20 protein-coding genes are annotated in these 19,399 nt (G+C 74.1%); 11 read left to right on the forward strand and 9 right to left on the reverse strand.

Going from position 1 to position 19,399, the window contains the following annotated elements; translation table 11 throughout:
• Positions 1-191: 191 nt before the first annotated feature.
• Together IE275_RS05060 and IE275_RS05065 are read left to right on the forward strand one after the other, a co-directional pair.
• Positions 192-1,727: an MFS transporter gene (locus IE275_RS05060; protein ID WP_189707970.1), complete on the forward strand. Its 1,536-nt coding sequence runs from the start codon at positions 192-194 to the stop codon at positions 1,725-1,727.
• A gap of 66 nt (positions 1,728-1,793) precedes the next feature.
• Positions 1,794-2,444, forward strand: coding sequence for a hemerythrin domain-containing protein (locus tag IE275_RS05065; RefSeq protein WP_189707972.1), 651 nt, complete (start codon positions 1,794-1,796; stop codon positions 2,442-2,444).
• A gap of 183 nt (positions 2,445-2,627) precedes the next feature.
• On the opposite strand, the gene IE275_RS05070 is transcribed toward IE275_RS05065, so the two are convergent.
• Both IE275_RS05070 and IE275_RS05075 read right to left on the reverse strand, forming a co-directional pair.
• Entirely contained in the window at positions 2,628-3,491 is an 864-nt protein-coding gene (locus tag IE275_RS05070) for an SDR family oxidoreductase (protein WP_189707974.1), read from the reverse strand.
• 50 nt (positions 3,492-3,541) lie between these two features.
• Positions 3,542-5,140, reverse strand: a complete 1,599-nt coding sequence (locus IE275_RS05075; RefSeq protein WP_229870105.1) for an FAD-dependent monooxygenase — start codon at positions 5,138-5,140, stop codon at positions 3,542-3,544.
• Positions 5,141-5,364: 224 nt separating this feature from the next.
• Between IE275_RS05075 and IE275_RS05080 the strand changes: the two genes are divergently transcribed.
• The 6 genes from IE275_RS05080 to IE275_RS05105 all read left to right on the forward strand — a co-directional run bounded on the left by IE275_RS05080 (position 5,365) and on the right by IE275_RS05105 (position 9,030).
• Positions 5,365-5,697 carry an antibiotic biosynthesis monooxygenase family protein gene (locus IE275_RS05080; protein ID WP_229870106.1) on the forward strand — a complete coding sequence of 111 codons (333 nt, stop codon included), beginning with the start codon at positions 5,365-5,367 and terminating at the stop codon, positions 5,695-5,697.
• Positions 5,694-6,158 carry a nuclear transport factor 2 family protein gene (locus IE275_RS05085; protein ID WP_229870107.1) on the forward strand — a complete coding sequence of 155 codons (465 nt, stop codon included), beginning with the start codon at positions 5,694-5,696 and terminating at the stop codon, positions 6,156-6,158. The genes IE275_RS05080 and IE275_RS05085 overlap by 4 nt, the downstream gene beginning before the upstream one ends.
• A gap of 1 nt (position 6,159) precedes the next feature.
• Positions 6,160-6,693, forward strand: coding sequence for a nuclear transport factor 2 family protein (locus IE275_RS05090; RefSeq protein WP_189707977.1), 534 nt, complete (start codon positions 6,160-6,162; stop codon positions 6,691-6,693).
• On the forward strand, positions 6,681-7,142 hold the full coding sequence (locus IE275_RS05095) for a nuclear transport factor 2 family protein (protein WP_189707979.1): 462 nt from the start codon (positions 6,681-6,683) through the stop codon (positions 7,140-7,142). The genes IE275_RS05090 and IE275_RS05095 overlap by 13 nt, the downstream gene beginning before the upstream one ends.
• Positions 7,139-7,909: an SDR family NAD(P)-dependent oxidoreductase gene (locus IE275_RS05100; protein ID WP_229870108.1), complete on the forward strand. Its 771-nt coding sequence runs from the start codon at positions 7,139-7,141 to the stop codon at positions 7,907-7,909. The genes IE275_RS05095 and IE275_RS05100 overlap by 4 nt, the downstream gene beginning before the upstream one ends.
• A gap of 65 nt (positions 7,910-7,974) precedes the next feature.
• Positions 7,975-9,030 carry an LLM class flavin-dependent oxidoreductase gene (locus IE275_RS05105; protein ID WP_189707981.1) on the forward strand — a complete coding sequence of 352 codons (1,056 nt, stop codon included), beginning with the start codon at positions 7,975-7,977 and terminating at the stop codon, positions 9,028-9,030.
• A 71-nt stretch (positions 9,031-9,101) separates the two neighbouring features.
• On the opposite strand, the gene IE275_RS05110 is transcribed toward IE275_RS05105, so the two are convergent.
• Positions 9,102-10,571: a GMC oxidoreductase gene (locus IE275_RS05110; protein ID WP_189707983.1), complete on the reverse strand. Its 1,470-nt coding sequence runs from the start codon at positions 10,569-10,571 to the stop codon at positions 9,102-9,104.
• 35 nt (positions 10,572-10,606) lie between these two features.
• Positions 10,607-11,677, reverse strand: coding sequence for a phosphotransferase family protein (locus tag IE275_RS05115; protein WP_189707985.1), 1,071 nt, complete (start codon positions 11,675-11,677; stop codon positions 10,607-10,609).
• A gap of 162 nt (positions 11,678-11,839) precedes the next feature.
• Here IE275_RS05115 and IE275_RS05120 point away from each other — a divergent pair, with 162 nt between their 5' ends.
• From IE275_RS05120 to IE275_RS05130, 3 genes are all read left to right on the forward strand, one after another.
• Complete coding sequence (locus IE275_RS05120) at positions 11,840-12,385, forward strand: flavin reductase family protein (protein ID WP_189707987.1); 546 nt, start codon at positions 11,840-11,842, stop codon at positions 12,383-12,385.
• Positions 12,382-13,170 (forward strand): SDR family NAD(P)-dependent oxidoreductase, encoded by a 789-nt coding sequence (locus tag IE275_RS05125; RefSeq protein ID WP_189707989.1) that lies wholly within the window; start codon positions 12,382-12,384, stop codon positions 13,168-13,170. Before IE275_RS05120 ends, IE275_RS05125 begins: the two co-directional genes overlap by 4 nt.
• A gap of 323 nt (positions 13,171-13,493) precedes the next feature.
• Positions 13,494-14,447 (forward strand): aromatase/cyclase, encoded by a 954-nt coding sequence (locus tag IE275_RS05130; RefSeq protein WP_189707991.1) that lies wholly within the window; start codon positions 13,494-13,496, stop codon positions 14,445-14,447.
• A gap of 60 nt (positions 14,448-14,507) precedes the next feature.
• Here IE275_RS05130 and IE275_RS05135 read toward each other — a convergent pair whose 3' ends face one another.
• The 5 genes from IE275_RS05135 to IE275_RS05155 form a co-directional block, all read right to left on the reverse strand.
• A complete protein-coding gene (locus tag IE275_RS05135; protein WP_189707993.1) occupies positions 14,508-15,467 on the reverse strand; it encodes an MBL fold metallo-hydrolase in 960 nt (319 codons plus the stop codon).
• A gap of 136 nt (positions 15,468-15,603) precedes the next feature.
• Positions 15,604-16,530, reverse strand: coding sequence for a zinc-binding dehydrogenase (locus tag IE275_RS05140; protein WP_189707995.1), 927 nt, complete (start codon positions 16,528-16,530; stop codon positions 15,604-15,606).
• The gene (locus IE275_RS05145; RefSeq protein WP_189707998.1) at positions 16,527-16,790 is read right to left on the reverse strand and encodes an acyl carrier protein; all 264 of its coding nucleotides are present in this window, start codon (positions 16,788-16,790) and stop codon (positions 16,527-16,529) included. Before IE275_RS05145 ends, IE275_RS05140 begins: the two co-directional genes overlap by 4 nt.
• Before the next feature lie 53 nt (positions 16,791-16,843).
• Positions 16,844-18,088 (reverse strand): ketosynthase chain-length factor, encoded by a 1,245-nt coding sequence (locus IE275_RS05150; protein WP_189708000.1) that lies wholly within the window; start codon positions 18,086-18,088, stop codon positions 16,844-16,846.
• On the reverse strand, positions 18,085-19,389 hold the full coding sequence (locus IE275_RS05155) for a beta-ketoacyl-[acyl-carrier-protein] synthase family protein (protein ID WP_308435633.1): 1,305 nt from the start codon (positions 19,387-19,389) through the stop codon (positions 18,085-18,087). The genes IE275_RS05150 and IE275_RS05155 overlap by 4 nt, the downstream gene beginning before the upstream one ends.
• Positions 19,390-19,399: the final 10 nt, after the last annotated feature.

A 19,399-nucleotide genomic window follows, 5' to 3' on the forward strand; every position in this document is an offset into this window, starting at 1 on the left:
GGGGGAGGACCGCCGTGCCAGGGGTTCTGGGACAGTCTGCCTCGGATCCCGCTCTGGGACACCTTGCCCCACAGATGTCTATGGTGCATCCTGTTCCAGAGATTCGGAACAGTCTGTCTCATAAATTCGGGGCAAGGTGTCCCATAGGGGCCGCCGACTGCCCCACAGGTCCTCTCAGGAGTGAGTGATCCGTGTCCACACAGCCACAGGCAAAGATGTCGGCGCGGGAGGCCCCGCCCGGCGGTTCCGCCCACAAGTCCCTCGCCCTGACCCTCATCGCCGTCGCGCAGATGATGGTCGTGCTGGACGTGTCGATCGTGAACGTGGCCCTCCCCTCGATCCAGCAGGCGCTGGACTTCTCGGCCACCAACCTGGAATGGGTCGTCAACGCCTACGCGCTCGCCTTCGGCGGCCTGCTGCTGCTCGGCGGCCGGATCGCGGACAAGTTCGGCCAGCGCAGGGCGTTCATCGCCGGCATCGCCCTGCTCACCGCCGCCTCGCTCTTCGGCGGCATGGCGAACAGCCAGGAACTGCTGCTGGCCGCCCGCGCCCTCCAGGGCGTCGCCGCCGCACTGGTGGCCCCCGCCGCGCTCGCCCTGCTCACCAGCACCTTCGCGCCCGGCGCCGAACGCAACAAGGCGATGGGCGTCTACGGCGCGGTCGCCGGCCTCGGCGGCGCCCTCGGCAACGTCCTCGGCGGTGTCTTCACCGACGCACTGAGCTGGCGCTGGGTGCTCTTCGTCAACGTACCCATCGGCCTGCTGGTGCTGCTCGGCGCGCCCCGCGCCTTCCGGGAGTCCACCCCCAGCCGCGGCCGGCTCGACCTGCCCGGCGCGATCTCCGTGACCGGCGGCACCTCCCTCCTCGTGTACGGCCTGATGAACGCCGCCTCGCACGACTGGAGCGACACCGCCACCGTCCTGCCGATCGTGGGCGGCGCCGCGCTGCTGGTGGTGTTCCTGATCATCGAGGCCCGGACGTCCTCCCCGCTGATGCCGCTGCGGATCTGGGCCTCGCCCGCCCGCTCCGGCTCGTACGTGATCATGCTGACGATCGGCGCCGCGCTGATGGCGCTCTTCTACTTCCTCACCCTCTTCATCCAGATCGTGCTCGGCTTCAGCCCGATGCGGACCGGCTTCGCCTTCCTCGCCTTCGCCGTCGGCGCGGCCGTCACGGCCACCCTGAGCAGCGCCCTGATCGCGAAGACCGGCCCGCGTGCCCTGCTCGCCGTCGGCACGCTGGTCTTCGCCGCCGGACTGTTCTGGCTGTCGGCGCTCGGCTCGGACAGCTCCTACGCCGCCGACCTGCTCGGCCCGCTGGTGCTGGGCGGCGCCGGCACCGGCCTGTGCTTCGTCCCGCTGGCCCTCGCGGCCGTGGCCGGCGTACGCGACGAGGAGGCCGGCGTCGCCTCGGCGCTGCTCAACGCCGGCCAGCAGGTCGGTGCCGCGCTCGGGCTCGCCGTACTCGGCACGATCGCCGCGAACGCCACCGAGGAACGGATGAAGGAGCTGATGCCCGGCTCCGGCGGCGGTGACGCGCACGGGGCCACCGGCGGAGCGATGCCGCCGCAGGTCCAGGAGGCCGTCAACGACGCCCTCTCGCACGGCTACGGCGTGGGCTTCCTGGTCGCCGGCTGCGTCCTGGTCGCCGCCTTCCTGATCGCCCTGTTCACCATCCGGGTCTCGGCCGAGGACGCGGCCCGCACGGATGTCGCCGCGGTCGTCTGAGCCCAGCGCCGCCGCGCCGGCGGCTCTGCTCCCGCACCCGTACGACGCCCGAAAGGAGCCCCACCCATGACCGGCACCCACGGCGCCCGCACGGCGCCCGACCTGACCCTGATGTACGCCACCCACGACGCGTTCCGGCGCGACCTGGGCCTGCTGGCCGCGGCCGCCCGCAACGACGGCGCCGCTTCCGGCTCGGCCTTCCGCACCGGCTGGGACGTCTTCCAGCGCTTCCTGACGATCCACCACACCGCCGAGGACGACGTGCTGTGGCCCCTCATGCGGGCCAAGCTCGCCGACGACGCGGCCGGGCTGCGGCTGATGGACGAGATGGACGCCGAGCACGCGGTGATCGACCCGATGCTGGAGTCCGTCGAGGACGTCCTGGCCGACCGGCGCCAGGACCTGCTGCCCGGCCTCGTCGAGACGGTCGCCGAGCGGCTGGTGTACCACCTCGACCACGAGGAGAAGGCGGCCCTGCCCGTCGTCGCCACCCTGCTCAGCAGGGAGGAGTACGACACCTTCGGCGCCGCCCAGCGACGGCTGCTCGGCCTCAAGGGCGGCGCCGTGTACTTCCCGTGGGTGCTCGACGGCGCCCCCGAGGAGACCCGCCGCAAGGCGCTCGGCGTACTGCCGCCGCCGGTGCGGTTCGTGTACCGGGCGGTCTGGCGGCCCCGCTACGAGAAGGACCGCCGAACCCTCACCCGGGCGGCCGCCTGACGGCCCGCACGACCGGGCCGGGCACCACGGTCGGCCGTCGCCGGACGAGGTGGCCGGTCGGCCGTGCCCAAACGGCCGCTCCCGGTCGCCGGGCCGGGCCGGCGGCCCCGCCCCCCCGGCGCACGCCCGTGCCCGGTGTCCGTCGGCGGACACCGGGCACGGCCTGCGTTCGCCCCGGTGGGGTCAGGCGAAGTGTGCGGCGTGGGCCGATGCCCAGTCCCGGAAGGAGCGGCCCGGTCGGCCGAGGACCCGTTCGAGGTCCGGGAACAGCCGCCCCCGGAAGTCGTCGCCCGACTCCAGCACCGTCGCCAGCGCCTTCGCCACCCCGGCGGCCGTCGCCTCGCCGTAGCGCTCGGCCAGGATCGCGCGATGGGCCTCGACCGAGATCTGCTCGAACCGCAGCGGCCGCCCGAGCGCCTCCCCGAGCGCCGCGACCTGCTCCCGCGCGGTCAGCGCCGCGGGCCCGGTCAGCGCGTACGCCCGTCCCGTGTGCCCCGGCTCGGTGAGGGCCCGCACCGCGACCTCCGCGATGTCCTCGGGGTCGATCAGCGCCTCCGGCAGATCGGCGACCGGGGAGCGCACGACTCCCTCGCCGCGGATCGCCGGCGCCCAGCCCAGGGCCTGGGTCATGAACCCGTTGGGCCGCAGGATCGTCCAGCCGAGCCCCGACTCCCGCAGGGCGTTCTCCGCCTGGCGGTGCCACGTGCCCAGCGGGGTGTCGTGCTCCTCGTCGACCTCCTCCACGCCGAGCGTGGAGAGCTGGACGATGTGCTCGACGCCCGTCTTGCGGGCCACCGCCACCAGGTTCGCGTCATGGGTGCGCTTGTTGTGGCCGAGCGCCATCAGGAACACCCGGCGCGCGCCCTCCAGGGCGTCCGGCAGCGTGTCCGGCAGGTCCAGGTCCGCGCGCACCACCTCCACCCCGGCGGGCAGCTCGGCCCGGGACGGGTCACGGGTCAGCGCCCGCACCGGGTGGCCCGCCGCGAGCAGCCGCCTCAGCACCTTGCCGCCGACGTTGCCGGTGGCCCCGGTCACCACGATCGTCATGGCTGTCTCCAATCCAGAGGTTCAACAGGGGGTCTTGGGGCGGGGCAGGATCAGCCCGCCGGGCGGTCCAGGACCGTGCGCAGCGCGAACTCCAGGCCGGCCGGGTCCCGGTCGTCCGCCGCCCGCCAGGCGACGAACCGGTCCGGGCGCACCAGCGCGGCCCCGGACGAGCTCACGCCGTACGTCTTCTCCCAGCCGCCCGCCCGGTGCACGCTGATCCGGATGCCGAGCCGCAGGGACGCGTTGGCCGCGGCGGCCTCCCAGGCGGCGCCGTCCGCCCCGGCGAGCAGCACGAAGCCGTGGCCGAACAGGGCGGTGGTGGAGCCGCCGGAGTCCAGCGGCACGTACGGCGCCCGGGAGCCGGGCCGGCCGGTGGGCGCCGTCGGGTCCTCCAGCGGCTCGCCCTCGTCGCCGGGTTCGCGGACCACCGCGCCGCCGTCGGCGCAGCGGTAGCCGAAGACCTGGGTGACGGGGGAGATCGGCGCGGCCGCCGTCCCGTCGTCGAGGTCGGGGCCGAGCCGCTCCACGGTGTTGGCGAACTGCTGCTCCGCGATCATGTCGGCGACGGGGCGGCGCTCCGCGTCATGGCTGGCCGGCAGGCCGGGACCGGCGAGGCCGCGGGCCGCCAGGGCCAGCTTCCAGGCGAGGTAGAAGCCGTCCATCACGGCCGTGTTGCCGCCGAGGCCGCCGGGTGCCGGGACGACCTTCGCCGCGTCGCCGATCAGATGGACGCGGCCCACGGAGAACCGGTCGGCCACCTCGCACACGATCTCCGTGCCGCCCGCGCCGGTCACCGTCAGCTCCAGGTCCGGCATGCCGAGGCCGGTGCGGACCAGCTCGGCGCACTGCTCGTCGGAGTAGCCGGAGAAGTCGGGCCGGTCCTTCGTCATGCCCCGGATGTAGCCGTACCGGCCGGGCACGTCGGTGGTGTAGAAGACGCCGGGCACCGGCTGGAGCAGATGGAACAGGGCGAACCGTTTTCCCTCCGCCACGCCGCCCTCCAGGTGGGCGAGGGATCCGCTCATGTCCGCGTCGAAGAAGACCCGGAAGACCTCGCCGATCCGGCCCCGCCCGTGCGTGCCGACGCCCAGCGCCCGGCGGACCGGACTGTGCCGGCCGTCCGCCGCCACCAGCCACCCCGCCCGCACCTCGCGCTCGGCGCCGGTGGCCGTGTCCCGCAGCAGGGCCGTGACCCCGTCGGCGTCCTGGACGAAGGAGACCAGCTCGGTGCCGAAGGACAGGTCCGCGCCCAGCTCACGGGCCCGGTCGGCCAGGATCACCTCGGTGCGCTCCTGGCTCGCCATCCCCCAGCCCTCGGGGGACACATGGCTCATGCTCATCTCGCCCTGGGTCATGATGCCGCGCAGCACCGGGCCGGCCAGGGTGTCGGCGAGCGCCATGTAGAAGGAGCCGGTGCCGCCCGGGGAAGCGGCGACGATCCGGTCGGCGACCCCGCCGATCCTGAGCGCCTCCATCGTGTGCGGGTACTGGCCCCGCGCCTTCATCACCACCGAGGTGCCCGGGTGCTTCTCGACCACCAGGGGACGGACGCCGTGCAGGGCGAGGAAGAGTGCGGTGGACAGGCCGGACAGACCGCCACCGGCGATCAGGACCGGCACGGTCGCCTCGGACACGGGTGTCTGGGACACGGTTGCTCCTGTGGCTCGGCGGAAGGTCGCGGCCCGCGGGCCGCGGCGCAAGGGTCGCGGCCCTCAGGATCGGCAGCCCGGATCGTGGACGGCTCGGGGCGCGGTGCCGCCCGGCAGGGGGCTCGGTCGTGCCGGTCTGCCTCCGGCCTCCAACACGCCACCACCCCGCCATCAGCGCCGGCCTGAAAGGTGGACCCCGCACCTGATTTCCGCACTCAACGCCCGTGCCCCAACGAGGAGTCTTCGTGGTCGTCTTCGTCAACAAGCTGACGCTCATCGGCAAACCCGAGGAGCTGGAGCGGATCTACGCGCACGTCGCGGAGTTCATGGAGGAGCAGCCCGGCCTCATCCGCTACCAGCTGGTCCGCTCCCAGAAGGACCCCGGCATCTGGTTCAACGTGGCCGAGTGGGACAGCAAGGAGTCCTTCGACAAGGCGCTGGCCGAACCGGAGTTCCGGGCCCGGCTCAAGGCGCTCGGCACGGTCATCGAGGGCGAGCCGCACCTCAGCGACGTCGTCGTCGAGGGCGTCGCCCGGCAGCCCGGCGCGGCCCGGTGACCGCCGCCGGCACCGCCCCGGCCACCGCGCCCGCGGTCACCGCCGAGGCCTACGCCCAGATCCTCCAGTTCTACGCCGGGCACATGCAGGACCTCGACACGGGTGCCGCCGAGGAGTGGGCCGAGGGCTTCACCGAGGACGGCGTCTTCGCCCAGAACGTCAAGCCCGAGCCGTGGCGCGGCCGCACCCACATCGCCACCTCCATGCGCCGCGGCCTGGACCGGCTCGCCGAGCGCGGGGTCCAGCGCCGGCACTGGCTGTCCATGGTCGTCGCCACGCCGGCGGACCCCGTCGACGGGGCCGACGACACCGTGCGCACCCGCTACTACGCCGTCGTCTTCGAGACCCCGCGCGGCGGCCAGGCGTCGGTGTACCTCAGCACCACCGGCGAGGACCTGCTGGTCCGCCGCGGTGCCCGGTGGTTCATCAAGCACCGCGAGATCTTCCACGACGGGGCCTGACATGACGCCGCCGGAGAGCGGCGCGCCCGGCGTTCCCGCCGTAGGTGTCGATGCCCGTCTCTACGACGAGGTCCAGCGGTTCTACGCCCGCCAGGTGCAGCTCCTCGGCGACGGGGACGTCGACCGCTGGGCCCTGACCTTCGCCGAGGACGCCGTCTTCGAGCAGGAGGCCCCGCCGGAGAAGGTCTTCGCCGGGAACGCGCCGCCCGTCCGGCGCGGGCGCGCGGAGATCGCCGCCGCCGCGCGCGGGGCCGTCGCCGAACGCGCCGCGGCCGGGCGGGTGCGGCGCTACCTCATCGGGATGCTCACGGTGCGCCGGCTGCCGGACGGCGCGCTCACCACCCGCTACTGCGCGGTGCTGGTGCAGACCCCGCCCGGGGGCCGTGCCGCACTGCATCTGAGCACCACCGGCCGGGACCTGCTGGTACGCCACGGCGACCGCTGGCTGGTCCGGCACCGGATCAACTCCCACGACAGTGAGGCCGGTTCGCACACCGGCCTCGGACAGCAGAAGGAGAAGCCATGGCCGATCTGACACGCGAGCGGGTGGAGGCGGCCTACGCGGCCCTCCTGACCGGCGACCGCGACAAGATCACCGAGTACTGGTCCGAGGACCTCCGTTTCCAGATGCCGGGCAACCACCAGTTCGCGGGCTGGTTCACCGGACTCGACGACTACCTGGAGAAGATGGCCAAGCTGATGGAGGCCTGCGGCGGCCGGATCACCTCCGAGACCGTCAGCGTCCTGGTCAACGAGCAGGACGGCATCTCCGTCGACATCTACCGCCTCGACGGCTACCGCGCCCACGCCGAGGAGGGCGCCACCTCGCCGTACGAGCGCCTCCAGGTGGAGGGCGTGCACGTGCTGCGCTGGGAGAACGGGCGGATCGTCGAGGGCCGCAGCGGTCTGTTCGCCGACGGGGTGACCCGGGCCAACCTGTGGTGGTCGCCGGTCGGCACGGACGGGGAGCGCACGGAGCTGTGACCGCCGCCGACGGTGTGCGGAGCCTGGCCGGACGGGCCGTCGTCGTCACCGGCGGCGGCACCGGGATCGGCCGGGCGGCCGCGCACGCCTTCGCGGACGAGGGCGCCCGTGTCCTGGTGGTGGGGCGGGGCGCCGCCCGGCTCGCCGAGACCGCCCACGGGCGCCCCGGCATCCACCCCTGCGTGGCGGACGTCGGCGCGGCCGACGGGCCCGCCCGGATCGTCGAGGCCGCGCTGAGCGCGCTCGGCGGCCTCGACGTGCTGGTCAACAACGCGGTGACCATGCGCTCGGCACCGCTCGGCGCCATCGCGCGCGAAAACACCCACGAGCAGGTCGCCACCAACCTGCTCGCCCCGCTCTTCCTCACCCAGGAGGCGCTGCCCCCTCTGGAGGCCGCCAAGGGCACGGTCCTCAACGTCACCACGGCCGGCAACCAGCGCGGCTGGCCCGGCCACTCGGTGTACGGCGCGACCAAGGCCGCCCTGGACTTCCTCACCCGCACCTGGGCGCTGGAACTCGCCCCGCGCGGCATCCGGGTCGCCGCCGTGGCGCCCGGCCCGGTCGAGACCCCGATCGGCGAGCACGCGGGCCTGGACGCCGAGGGCGTGGCGCGGCTGCGCGAGCGCCAGCGCCGGCGGGTGCCGCTCGGCCGGGTCGGACAGCCCGAGGAGATCGCCTGGTGGCTGGTGAACCTGGCCCGCCCCGAGGCGTCGTACGCCACCGGCCTGGTGCTGCCGGTGGACGGCGGCGCCGGCGTCGTGTTCTGAGCGGTCCCGCAGCCCGACCGAGCGCCCCGCCCGACTCGTCCGACCACACGGAGCTTGGAGCATCCATGGAATTCGGCATCAACTTCTTCCCGACCGTCGGCCCGGACGACAAGCCGGCCGACCAGTACTTCGACGAGGCTCTGCGCCTGGCCGAACTCGCCGAGGAACTCGGCTACGACCATGTGAAGACCGTCGAGCACTACTTCTTCGAGTACGGCGGCTACAGCCCGGACCCGGTGACCTTCCTGGCCGCCGTGGCCGCCCGCACCAGCCGGGTCAAGCTGGTCACCGGCGCCGTCATCCCGGCGTTCACGCACCCGGTGAAGCTGGCCGGCAAGCTGGCCATGCTGGACAACATCTCGCACGGCCGGCTCCAGGTCGGCTTCGGACGGGCCTTCCTGCCCGACGAGTTCGACGCCTTCCAGCTGCCGATGGACGAGAGCCGGCCCCGCTTCCTGGACGGTCTGCGCGCCTGCCAGAAGCTGTGGGCGGAGGAGAACGTGGTCTGGGACAGCGAGTTCCACAGCTTCGGCCCGGTCACCCTGCTGCCCCGCCCCTACCAGCGCCCGCACCCCAGGATCCTGGTCGCCGCGGCCATCACGCCCTCCTCCTGCGAGCAGGCGGGCCGCGACGGTCACGGGCTGCTGCTCGTGCCGTCGATCTCCAAGCGCGAGAAGGTCCAGGAGATGCTCACCCTCTACCGCAAGGCCTACGCCGAGGCCGGCCACCCGGCGGGCGGCGACGAGGTGCACCTCAGCTACGGCTGCTACCTCAGCGAGGACCCTGCCGAGGCCCGCACCAAGGGCCGGGAGTACGCCCGTCGCACCAACGCGGTGATGGTGGACGCGGTCGCCGCCTGGGGCACCCGCCGCAGCGAGGGGTACGCCGGGTACGAGTCGATCGTCGACAAGATCAACAAGGCGGACTTCGACAAGTCGCTGACCGAGAACAAGACCCTGGTCGGCAGCCCCGAGGAGGTCACCGAGCGGCTGCGCACCATCCGTGAGTGGTTCGGGGACGTCACCATCAGCCTCCAGCTGATCTCCGGCAACCCGACCTACGAGGAGTCGGCCCGCAGCGCCCGGCTCTTCGCCGAGCAGGTCATGCCGAACTTCCGCTGACGGCAGGGCACATGAGGAGGGGCTCCCCGAACCGGCCGGGTTCGGGGAGCCCCTCCTGTCGTGCCGGGCCGTCAGCGGCCCGCGACCGACGGCACCAGCAGCGACGTCACCCGCGCGGCCACCGCCGCCACGGTCAGCGCCGGCGGCACCGCGCCGGAGGAGCCGTGCAGCAGCGAGCTGTCCACGACGTACAGGTTCCGCGCGCCGTGCACCCGGCCGCCGGCATCGGTGGCCAGGCCCAGCGGCACACCCCCGACGACGTTCCCGCCGGTCGTGCCGATGCGGTTGAACGCGGTACGGCTGCCCGGGGTCGCCGCGTTCAGCCGGTCCAGGGTGTCCTGCACCGCCCGGGCCGCCCGCTGCACCCGCGGGTCCTCGACGGGCCAGTTCAGGACGACGTCGTCCGCGTCGGCGTCGTAGCCGAAGGAGCCCAGCGGTTCGGTCGGGGAGGCGCCGATGGTGGTGATCCAGCCCTCGTCGGCGGGCGCGTCCACCCAGGGGAAGTTGAGCAGGGTGACCGGGGCGTACGGGTTGTCCTCCCAGTCCCGGACGAGCACCGAGCACGGGCCGCCCTGCGCCGGGTTGTTGGGCGCCATCCCGGTCCGCGCGGTGATCACCTCGCTGTTGCCGACCCGGCTGCCCACCGAGGCGTCCAGGTCCGGCAGGGCGCCCTCGGCGCGGGCCCGCAGCAGCAGCCGGGTGGTGCCGAGCGTCCCGGCGGCCAGCACCAGATGAGCGGCACGCACCTCGTGCCGGGCGACCACCCGGCCGCCCTCGTCCAGCTCGTCGTAGGACACCAGGTGGCCCTCGCCCGCCGGGCGGATCCCGGTGACGCGGGAGAGCGGGCGGACCTCGACCCGGCCGGTGGCCTCGGCGCGGGCCAGCACCGTGACGTCCATGCTGCGCTGGGCGCCGCTGTTGACGCCGAACACGTTGAGCCCGGCGATGTGCGAGGCGGTCCTGCGGCCCGCCATCTCCTCGCGGACCACGTCCCAGTCGACGGCCAGGTCGACCGGCTCGTGCGGGATGCCCGCCCGGTCCAGCTGCTCCATGAAGTCCCGGGAGGAGCGGTAGAAGTCCGACTCCAGGACGTCCTTGGGGATCGGGGAGCAGCCGATCAGCTCCCGGGCCTCGGGGTACCAGACATCGTGCATCTCGTCCCGGTCGAGCACCCCGGCGAAGGCCCGCTCGAACAGGGCGGCGGACGGCTCGACCATGGTGCCGTTGCTGAGCAGCGAGGCGCCGCCGACACCGGCCGCCGCGATCATCGTCAGGCCCTCGCCCTCCAGGGACTCCAGGACGCCGGTACGGATGTCCAGCGTCCGGTCCGTGAGCGGGGAGCGCGGGCTGAGCCAGGAGGCGCGGCCGTCCGGCGCGTGCTGGGTGGCGAAGGTGTCGCCCTCGGGGCCGACCGGCCAGCGCCGGCCGCGCTCCAGCACGAGGGTGGCGACCCCGGCCTCGGCCAGCCGCAGGGCCGCGATCGAACCGGCGTAGCCGGTGCCGACGACCAGGGCGTCGGCGCGGTGCTGATGGGTTTCCATGGGACGGCCTTTCGATGGGGATCGGGTACGTCGGATCAGCTCAGGGCGGTCAGCGTGCGGGCCAGGAGCCGTTCGGCGTTGCGGGCGAGCGGCACGTCGGCCGCGTCGGCGACCAGGCCGTGCTCCACCAGGAGCCGGCCCACACGGGCCGCGATCAGGGCGAACCGGAAGCCGGCGAACACCTCGAACCAGTCCAGGTGGTGCGCCACGGACCGGCCGGACAGCTCCTCGTAGCGGTGCACGGTCTCGGCGCGGCCGGGCAGTCCGGGCAGCCGGGGCACGCCCACGCCCTCGCTGAGGTGCCGGTCGAAGTAGAGGTACCAGGCGAGGTCGGCCTCGCCGGGTCCCAGGAAGACCATCTCCCAGTCGAGCACGGCGGCCGGGGCCACCCCGTCGAGGAGAAGGTTGCCGAGCCGGGCGTCGCCCCACAGCAGGCTCGGCGCGGCCGGCTCGGGCGGCAGGCCGTCGCGCAGCAGCCGCAGGGCGTCCGCGGTGACCGGGGTGCCGCCGCCGAAGTGGTCGAGATGGGTCTCGTAGTGGTCGAGCTGGCGGGTGAGGCCGCCCGGGCCGTGCGGGGAGTCCCGCAGACCGTCGAGGCCGAGCCCGGTGACGTCGAGCCGGTGCACCCGGTGCAGCACCTCGACGCCCGCCCACCACACGGCCGCCCGCTCCGGCCCGGCCAGCGCGGCCAGCGGGCCGCCCGGGCGGTGGTACGACGGCAGGTCCGGGGGCACCCAGCCGGACACCCGGTCCATGACGAGGAACGCGGCGCCGAGCGGCCCGGGGTCCGGCTCGAAGCCCAGGACGCCCGGCACGGGGACGTCGGTGTCCCGCAGCGCGCTCAGCACCCGGTACTCCTCGGCGAGCCGGGAGCCCGGCAGCACCTGGTACCGGGTGGGCGCGACCCGGACCACGAGCCGGCGTGCGCGCGCGGTGCCGTTCTCCTCCCACGCCGCGTCCACCAGCAGCGTCTCGTTCGAGAAGCCGAGGCCCTCGGGCACCTCGACGCGGGTCCGCAGATCCGTCGCGCCGGGCAGCCGGGCGGACAGCCAGGCGGTCAGCCGTTCGCGGGTCAGGTCGGGATCGCGCTGCTGCGGTACGGGCACGGGCGGGCCTCCTTGCGCCGGGCGGGGTGCCCTCATCGTGCGCGGGGCCGCTGGGGCCCCGGTGGAGGACGGACGGCGGCGGCCCTACAGCGATCCCAGACCGGTTCTCCAACCGCCGCTGCCAGCATCGCCGTTGACCAGCACAACCACCGGGAGGTCGTCATGACCACGGCTCCGCCTGTGGGAGAGCATGTGGAACCGCAGGTGTTCCGGCACATCCTCGGCCACGTCCCGACCGCCGTCACCGTGGTCACCGCCGCCACCGGCGACGGGCCCGCGGGACTGGTGGTGGGCTCGTTCGTGTCGGTGTCGCTCGACCCGCCGCTCGTGGGCATCTTCATCGACGAGAAGTCCGCCAGCTGGCCGCCGATGAGCCGGGCGGGCTCCTTCACCGTCAACGTCCTCGCCCACGACCAGCGGGAGCTGTGCGCGCGGTTCGCCACGAGCAGCGGCACGGGCGGTCCGGCCGCCAAGTTCGCCGGCCTGTCCTGGTGGGAGTCGCCGCACGGCAACCCCGTCCTGCCCGGCACCTCCGCCTGGCTGGACTGTCTCGTCCGGCAGGTCCAGCGGCTCGGCGACCACTTCTTCGCCGTGGCCGAGGTGGTCCAGCTGGGCGTGGACGCCTCCCGGCCCCCGCTGGTCTTCCACCGGGGCGCCCTGCGGACCGTCTCGGCCGACACCACATCCGACGGAAGGAACCAGGCATGACGAGCCAGCAGCACCCCAGGACGGCCCTCATCACCGGCGCCACCAGCGGCATCGGCCGCGCGGTGGCGAGCGGCCTCGGCCAGGACGGCTTCCGGGTGTTCGTCACCGCGCGGACCGCCGACGCCGTGGAGAGCACGGTGAAGGAGCTGACCGCCGAGGGTGTCGACGCCGCCGGCCTCGCGACCGACGTGCGCGAGGCCGAGGACGTCCGGCGGGCGGTCACGGCCGTGGTGGAACGGTTCGGCGGGGTGGACGTCCTGGTCAACAACGCGGGCCGGTCCGGCGGCGGTGTCACCGCCGACATCGCCGACGACCTCTGGTACGACGTGATCGAGACCAACCTCAACAGCGTGTTCCGGATGACCCGCGAGGTCCTCACCACCGGCGGCCTGCGCGCGAAGTCCTGGGGCCGGATCATCAACATCGCCTCCACCGGCGGCAAGCAGGGCGTGGTGCTGGGCGCCCCCTACTCGGCGTCCAAGCACGGCGTGGTCGGCTTCACCAAGGCACTCGGCCTGGAACTGGCGAAGACCGGTGTCACCGTCAACGCGGTCTGCCCCGGCTATGTCGAGACCCCGATGGCCCAGCGGGTCCGCGAGGGCTACGCGGCGGCCTGGGAGATCGGCACCGACGAGGTGCTCGACCGGTTCAACGCCAAGATCCCGCTGGGCCGTTACACCCAGCCGGACGAGGTCGCCGCCCTGGTCCGCTACCTGGCGGGCGACGCCGCCGCGGCCGTCACCGCCCAGGCCATCAACGTGTGCGGCGGGCTCGGCAACTACTGAGCCCTGGGTCGTGTCCGCAAAGTAGCGCCGTCTGCCCGAAGGGCAGCGCGAGCCAGGCGGGACTTTGCGGACACGACCTGGCCCCCACCGACCCCTCCGAGCGACCTAGGGCCTGTCTTTCGGATCAGGCCGGTTCCGGTCCGCGGGAGTTGTGAGCTTGGTCGAGCGGGGTCTGGTGCGTGCAGCTGCAAGGCGGAGGAGGGCGGCAACGCGGAGCGTTGACAACCGACGACAACGCGGCAGATGTGCGTGCCAGACCCCGCGACCCACGGCAAGATCCGAAAGAGAGGCCCTCGGCCTCCTCCGAGAGAAACGGCTTCCCCATGGCGCAGACCCACCACGCCCGTCACACCGTCACCGTCGCCGCCCCGGCCGACACCGTCTACGGCCTGCTCGCGCGAGCGGAGCGGTGGCCGCACGTCTTCCCGCCCTCGGTGCACGTGGAGCAGACCCCGGCCGGCGAGGGCGAGGAGACCCTGCGGATCTGGGCCACCGCCAACGGCGAGGTCAAGGCCTGGACCTCACGCCGCCGCCTCGACCCGGTGGCCCGCACCATCACCTTCCGCCAGGAGGTCTCCCAGCCGCCGGTCGCCGCGATGGGCGGCACCTGGACGGTCCGCCCGCTGCCGGACGGCGGCAGCGAGGTGGTCCTCGACCACGACTTCGCCGCCGTGGACGACCTGCCGGAGAACGTCTCCTGGATCGAGCGGGCCCTGGACCACAACAGCGGCGCCGAACTGGAACGGTTGCGCGCCAGTGCCGAACAGGCCGACCGGCTCGGCGAACTCCTCCTGGAGTTCGAGGACACCGTGCTGGTCCAGGGCCGCGCCGAGGACGTGTACGACTTCGTCTGGCGCGCCGACCTCTGGCAGGAGCGGCTGCCGCACGTGGTGCGGCTGGTGCTGGACGAGCCCGCGCCCGGCATCCAGGAACTGGAGATGGACACACGGGCCACGGACGGCTCCACGCACACCACCAAGTCGGTCCGGGTCGGCTTCGCGCCCGGCCGGATCGTCTACAAGCAGCAGCGGGTGCCGGCCCTGCTCACCGTGCACACCGGCGCCTGGACGCTGACCGACACCCCGCAGGGCCTGTCGGCGACCTCCCGGCACACGGTCGTCATCAACCCCGACAACGTCACCGCCGTGCTCGGCGAGAGCGCCACGGTCGCCGACGCCCGCGCGTTCGTGCGCAAGGCGCTGGGCACCAACAGCCTGGCCACGCTCGGCCACGCCAAGCGGTACGCGGAGCAGCGGGCCGGAGTGGCCGCCGTCTGACGCGGGCGTGACAGGAGGGCCCGCCCGGTGCAGACCGGGCGGGCCCTTCGCGTGCGGCGCTCAGGCCAGGCAGGTGGGCGGGCGGCCGCCGTTGTAGCGGGTCATCTCCGCGAACACCGGGCCGGAGCGGATCGGGGTGTCCAGGGGCCTGCCCTGCGCCTCGGAGAAGGCGCGGTGCAGGTTGGCGACGATCCGCTCCGGGTCGCGCAGCTCCGCGTACGGGCCGGCCGCGGCCTCCCGGGCGGTCTCGTAGGGGGTGAGGCCGGCGGCGAGGCCCTCGTCGGCGAGGCGTCCCAGCCATCGCAGATACGCCTCGGTCTCGTCGAGGATCCCGGGTCCGGCGACCGGGCCGTGGCCGCCGACGACCACCCGGGGCGCCAGCGCGCGCAGCCGCTCCACGGCCCGCAGCGAGCCGAGCACCGACCCGGCCAGCACGTACGGCGTGCAGCCCGGCATCAGCACGTCACCGGCGAACAGCACCCGCTGCCCGGGCAGCCACACCACGACGTCGCTGTTGGTGTGCGCCGGGCCGACATGGATCAGTTCCACGGCGAGATCGTCGACGTACACGGTCAGCCGGTCGGTGAACGTGACGGTGGGCAGGGAGAGTTCGATGCCGCCGAGGTCGCCCCAGTCGGTGTCGGGCCACACCTGTTTGAGGGCCTCGCCGCGCTCGGCCATCTCGGTGCGGGCCAGTTCGTGGCCGACGACGGTCGCCCCCGGCGCGGCCACCGCGTTGCCGAAGGTGTGGTCGCCGTGGTGGTGGGTGTTCAGGACGGTACGCGGCTCCCCGCGCCCGAGGCCGAGCGCGGCCGCCCGCAGGCCCCGGGCCCGGGCCTCGGTGGCGGCGGAGTCCACGAGGGCCACCGACCGGCGGCCCGTGAGGATCCCGGAGTTGCTCAGGCACCAGCCCCCGTCCGGCTGGACGAAGGCGTGGATCCCGTCGGCGACCTCCTCCACCCGGGGCGGCGGCACGGACGGGCGGAGACGGTCGTACGGCGTGGTGGTGGGCAGGCTCATGCCTCCCACCGTGCCCGGGGGTGCTGGAGGACGGCAGGTGGGCGGGTCGGGTCCGGTCCCGGCCCGCGGACGCGACGGGGCCCGGCGGTCCGCACACCGCCGGGCCCGGCACACGCAAGGTGACGCACGCGAGGTGTCAGAGCGTGAGGACGACCTTGCCGTTGGCCTTGCGGTCGCGCAGGGCGTCGAGGGCGGGGCCCGGGTCGATCCAGGAGCCCACGGACGCCAGCTGCGGGGCGAGCCGGCCCGTCGTCACGAGACGGACCAGCGCGGTGAGGTCGCCGGCCGGGGTGCGGCGGGTCAGCTCGTCGAACAGGTGCAGATAGCGGATGTGCAGGCCGGGGCGGGCGTGCCCCCAGTCGACGGTGAGCCGCAGCTCCTCGCGGGCGGTGTTGCCGTAGGCGACGAGCGTGCCCCCGGGGCGCAGCCGACGGAAGGCCCGGTTGAGCACCTGGCCGCCGCTGCTGTCGAGGAGCACGTCCACCGGCTCGCCGTTCACGGCGTCCGCGTCGGTCTCGTCGTACGTCGTCACCGACCGTGCGCCCAGGGCCCGCAGGCCCTCGGCGCGGCCGGGGGAGCCGACCTGGGCGAGCACGTCGGCGCCCGCGGCGGCGGCCAGCTGGACCAGGGTGCGGCCCACGCCGCCGCCCGCGCCGGTGACCAGGACGGTCCGGCCGAGCAGCACCCCGGCGTACTCCAGCGCGTACAGGGCGGTCAGTCCGGCCACCGGCAGGGCGGCGGCGGCCGGCCAGTCCACGGAGTCCGGGACGGGGGCGAGCCGGGTTGGGGAGACGGCGACGCGTTCCGCCCAGCCGTCGCGGTCGGCCAGCGCGGTGACCCGGGTGCCGGCCGGCGGGCCGCTGCCGTCGGCGGCGGCCCGCAGGACGGTGCCGGCGACGTCCCAGCCGAGCCGGGAGCCGGCGGGCAGCTGGCCCATCAGGGCGAGTTCACCGCGGTTGACGGCGATGGCGCGGACCTCGACGAGCGCCTGGTCCGGCCGGGGCCGCGGCTCGGCGACCGACTCGAGGCGGGGGCCGGACGCCCCGGTGACCAGCGCCTTCACGCCGCGTCCGCCGTGATCAGCCCGTTCACCAGGGTCAGGAGTTTGCGGGGCGTGTCGGCGTCGGACACCGCCTCGTCCTCCAGGGTGATGCCGCACTGGCGCTGCGCGAGGCTCGCCACCTCCAGCATGGCCAGCGAGTCGTATCCGAGGTCGCCGAACGAGGAGTCGAGGGTGTCGGCGGTCAGGGCCGGGGCGTCGGCGTCCTGACCCGCGGCCTGCTCCAGCAGGGCCTTGAGGTGCTCGACGGTGAACTGGGACATGGCGAGGGTTCTCCTTTGGGCGTGAGGGTTGTCCGATCGGGACTGGCGGATGGTCAGGCGGACCGCGGCCACGGCCCGTCGAGTGCGCGGACCACCAGCGCGGCGGTGAAGCCGCCGGTGCCGCGGGCCAGGACGAGGGCGGTGCGCAGCCGTGCCTCGCGCGGGGCGCCCAGCACGAGGTCGAGTCCGGCGCAGCCGGGGGCGGGGTCGGTGACGTGCGCGGTGGGCGGGATCACCCCGTCGCGCAGGGCGAGCAGCGCGGTCGCCGTGTCCAGCGCGGAGCCGCCGGCGGCCAGCCGGCCGACCAGGGTCTTGGGCGCGGTGACCGGCACCCCGCGCTCGCCGAACACGGCGGTGACGGCCTCGGCCTCGATCCGGTCCGGTTCGGGCACCCCGGCCGCGTCCGCGAAGACGACGTCGATGTCCCGGGGGCCGAGTCCGGCGTCGGCCAGGGCCTGTTCGATCACCCGGCGCAGCACGGGCGGGCGGCCGGAGTCCGGCCGCGGGTCGACGCCGCTGGCGTAGCCGGCGATCTCGCCGTAGGGCCGCCCCGCGCCGCGCTCGCGCGCGAACTCCTCGTCCTCGACGGTGAGGACGGCCCCGCCCTCCCCGGGCACCCAGCCCGAGGCGTCGGCGTCGAAGGGGAGGTAGGCCCGGCGCGGGTCCTCGCGGGTGCTCAGCTCGCCCACCGACAGATACGCCGTCCAGCCCCACGGCGACAGCGCCCCGTCGACGCCCCCGGTGAGCACGAACGGCGTGCCCTTGCGGATGTGCCGGCGGGCGTGGCCGGTGGCGTCGATGCCGCCCGCCTGCTCGGTCACCAGCACCCCGCTGGGCCCGCGCATGCCGTGCCGGATGGAGATCTGGCCGGTGTTGACGGCGTAGAACCAGGCGAAGGACTGGTAGGCGCTGACATGGCTGCCGCCCTGGCTCCACAGCTTCTCCAGCTCCCGCTGGCCGAACTCGAAGCCGCCGTAGGAGTTGGCGGTCACCACGCTCATCCCGTACTCGGGGAGCTTCTCGGGGTCGGCGCCCGCGTCCGCGAGCGAGAAGTCGGCGGCGACCAGGGCGAGCCGGGTCATGTGGTCGGTCTGCGGCAGCAGCCGGCCGGGGATGTGGTCGGGGGCGTGGAAGCCGGTGACCTCGCCCGCCAGCCGGGCCGGGTAGGTGGAGGCGTCGAAGCGGGTGAGCGGGCCGATGCCGCTCTCGCCGCGCAGGGTCGCCTTCCAGTACTCCTCGGTGCCCAGGCCGTTGGGCGCGGCCACACCCAGGCCGGTCACCACCGCGCGGGCGCTCATGCCGCCCGCCGATCGGGCCGGGTGAGCACCATGGCGCTCTGGAAGCCGCCGAAGCCGCTGCCGACGGTGAGGACGGTGTCGGTGCGGTGCTCCCGGGCCACCAGGGGCACATAGTCCAGGTCGCACTCGGGGTCGGCCTCGTGCAGGTTCGCGGTCGGCGGCACCACGCCGTGCTCCATCGCCAGGGCGGAGGCCGCGATCTCGATGGAGCCGACGGCGCCCAGCGAGTGCCCGATCATCGACTTGATGGAGCTGACCGGGGTGGCGTAGGCGTGCGCGCCGAGGCTGTGTTTGAACGCGGCGGTCTCGTGCCGGTCGTTCTGCTTGGTGCCCGAGCCGTGGGCGTTGATGTAGTCGATCCGCTCCGGCGGGATCCGCGCCTCGTCGAGGGCGACCCGGATGGCCTCGGCCATCTCCCGGCCCTCGGGCCGCAGTCCGGTCATGTGGTAGGCGTTGCAGCGCCCGGCGAACCCGGCGATCTCGGCGTAGACGTGCGCGCCGCGGGCCCGGGCGTGCTCCAGCTCCTCCAGGACGAACATGGCGCAGCCCTCGCCGAGCACGAAGCCGTTGCGGGTGCGGTCGAAGGGGCGCGAGGCGTGTTCCGGGTCGTCGTTGCGCGGGGTGGTCGCCTTGATCGCGTCGAAGCAGGCCACCGTGATCGGGGAGATCGGCGCGTCGGTGGCGCCGGTGATCATCACATCGGCCGATCCCTCCCGGATCAGCTCGGTGGCGTGCCCGACCGAGTCGATGCCGGAGGTGCAGCCCGCCGAGACCACCGCGGACGGTCCCTCCGCGCCGGCCACCCAGGCCACCTCGCGCGCCAGCGAGCTGGGCACGAACCAGTCGTACAGATGCGGCATGGCGTAACGGTGGTCCACGGTCCAGGTCGCGCCGGAGTCGCTGACCACCGCGTACTCGCGGTCCAGGCTGATGGTGGCGCCGACCGCGCTGCCGATGGCGACACCGGTGCGGTGCGGGGCGCGGCCGGTGTCCTCCAGACCGCTGTCGGTGAGCGCCTCGCGGGCGGCGACCACCGCGAACTGTGCCGCGCGGTCCATCCGGCGCAGCTCCTGCGGGCCGAGTCCCTCGGCCGCCGGGTCGAAGTCGGCCTCGCCTGCGATCCGGGAGCGGAACGTGGAGGCGTCGAAGTGCGTGATGGCGCGGGTCGCGGTGCGTCCGGCGGTGAGCGTGGACCAGAACGCCTTGGTCCCGAGCCCGCCGGGGGCGATCACCCCGATACCGGTGATCACGACCCGGCGCCGGTGCGCCGATGTGTGTGTGCCTGCCTGTGTCACTGCCACTGACCTTCCA

This window comes from Streptomyces phaeofaciens (genome assembly GCF_014648915.1).
In the GTDB taxonomy this organism is placed as follows: domain Bacteria; phylum Actinomycetota; class Actinomycetes; order Streptomycetales; family Streptomycetaceae; genus Streptomyces; species Streptomyces phaeofaciens.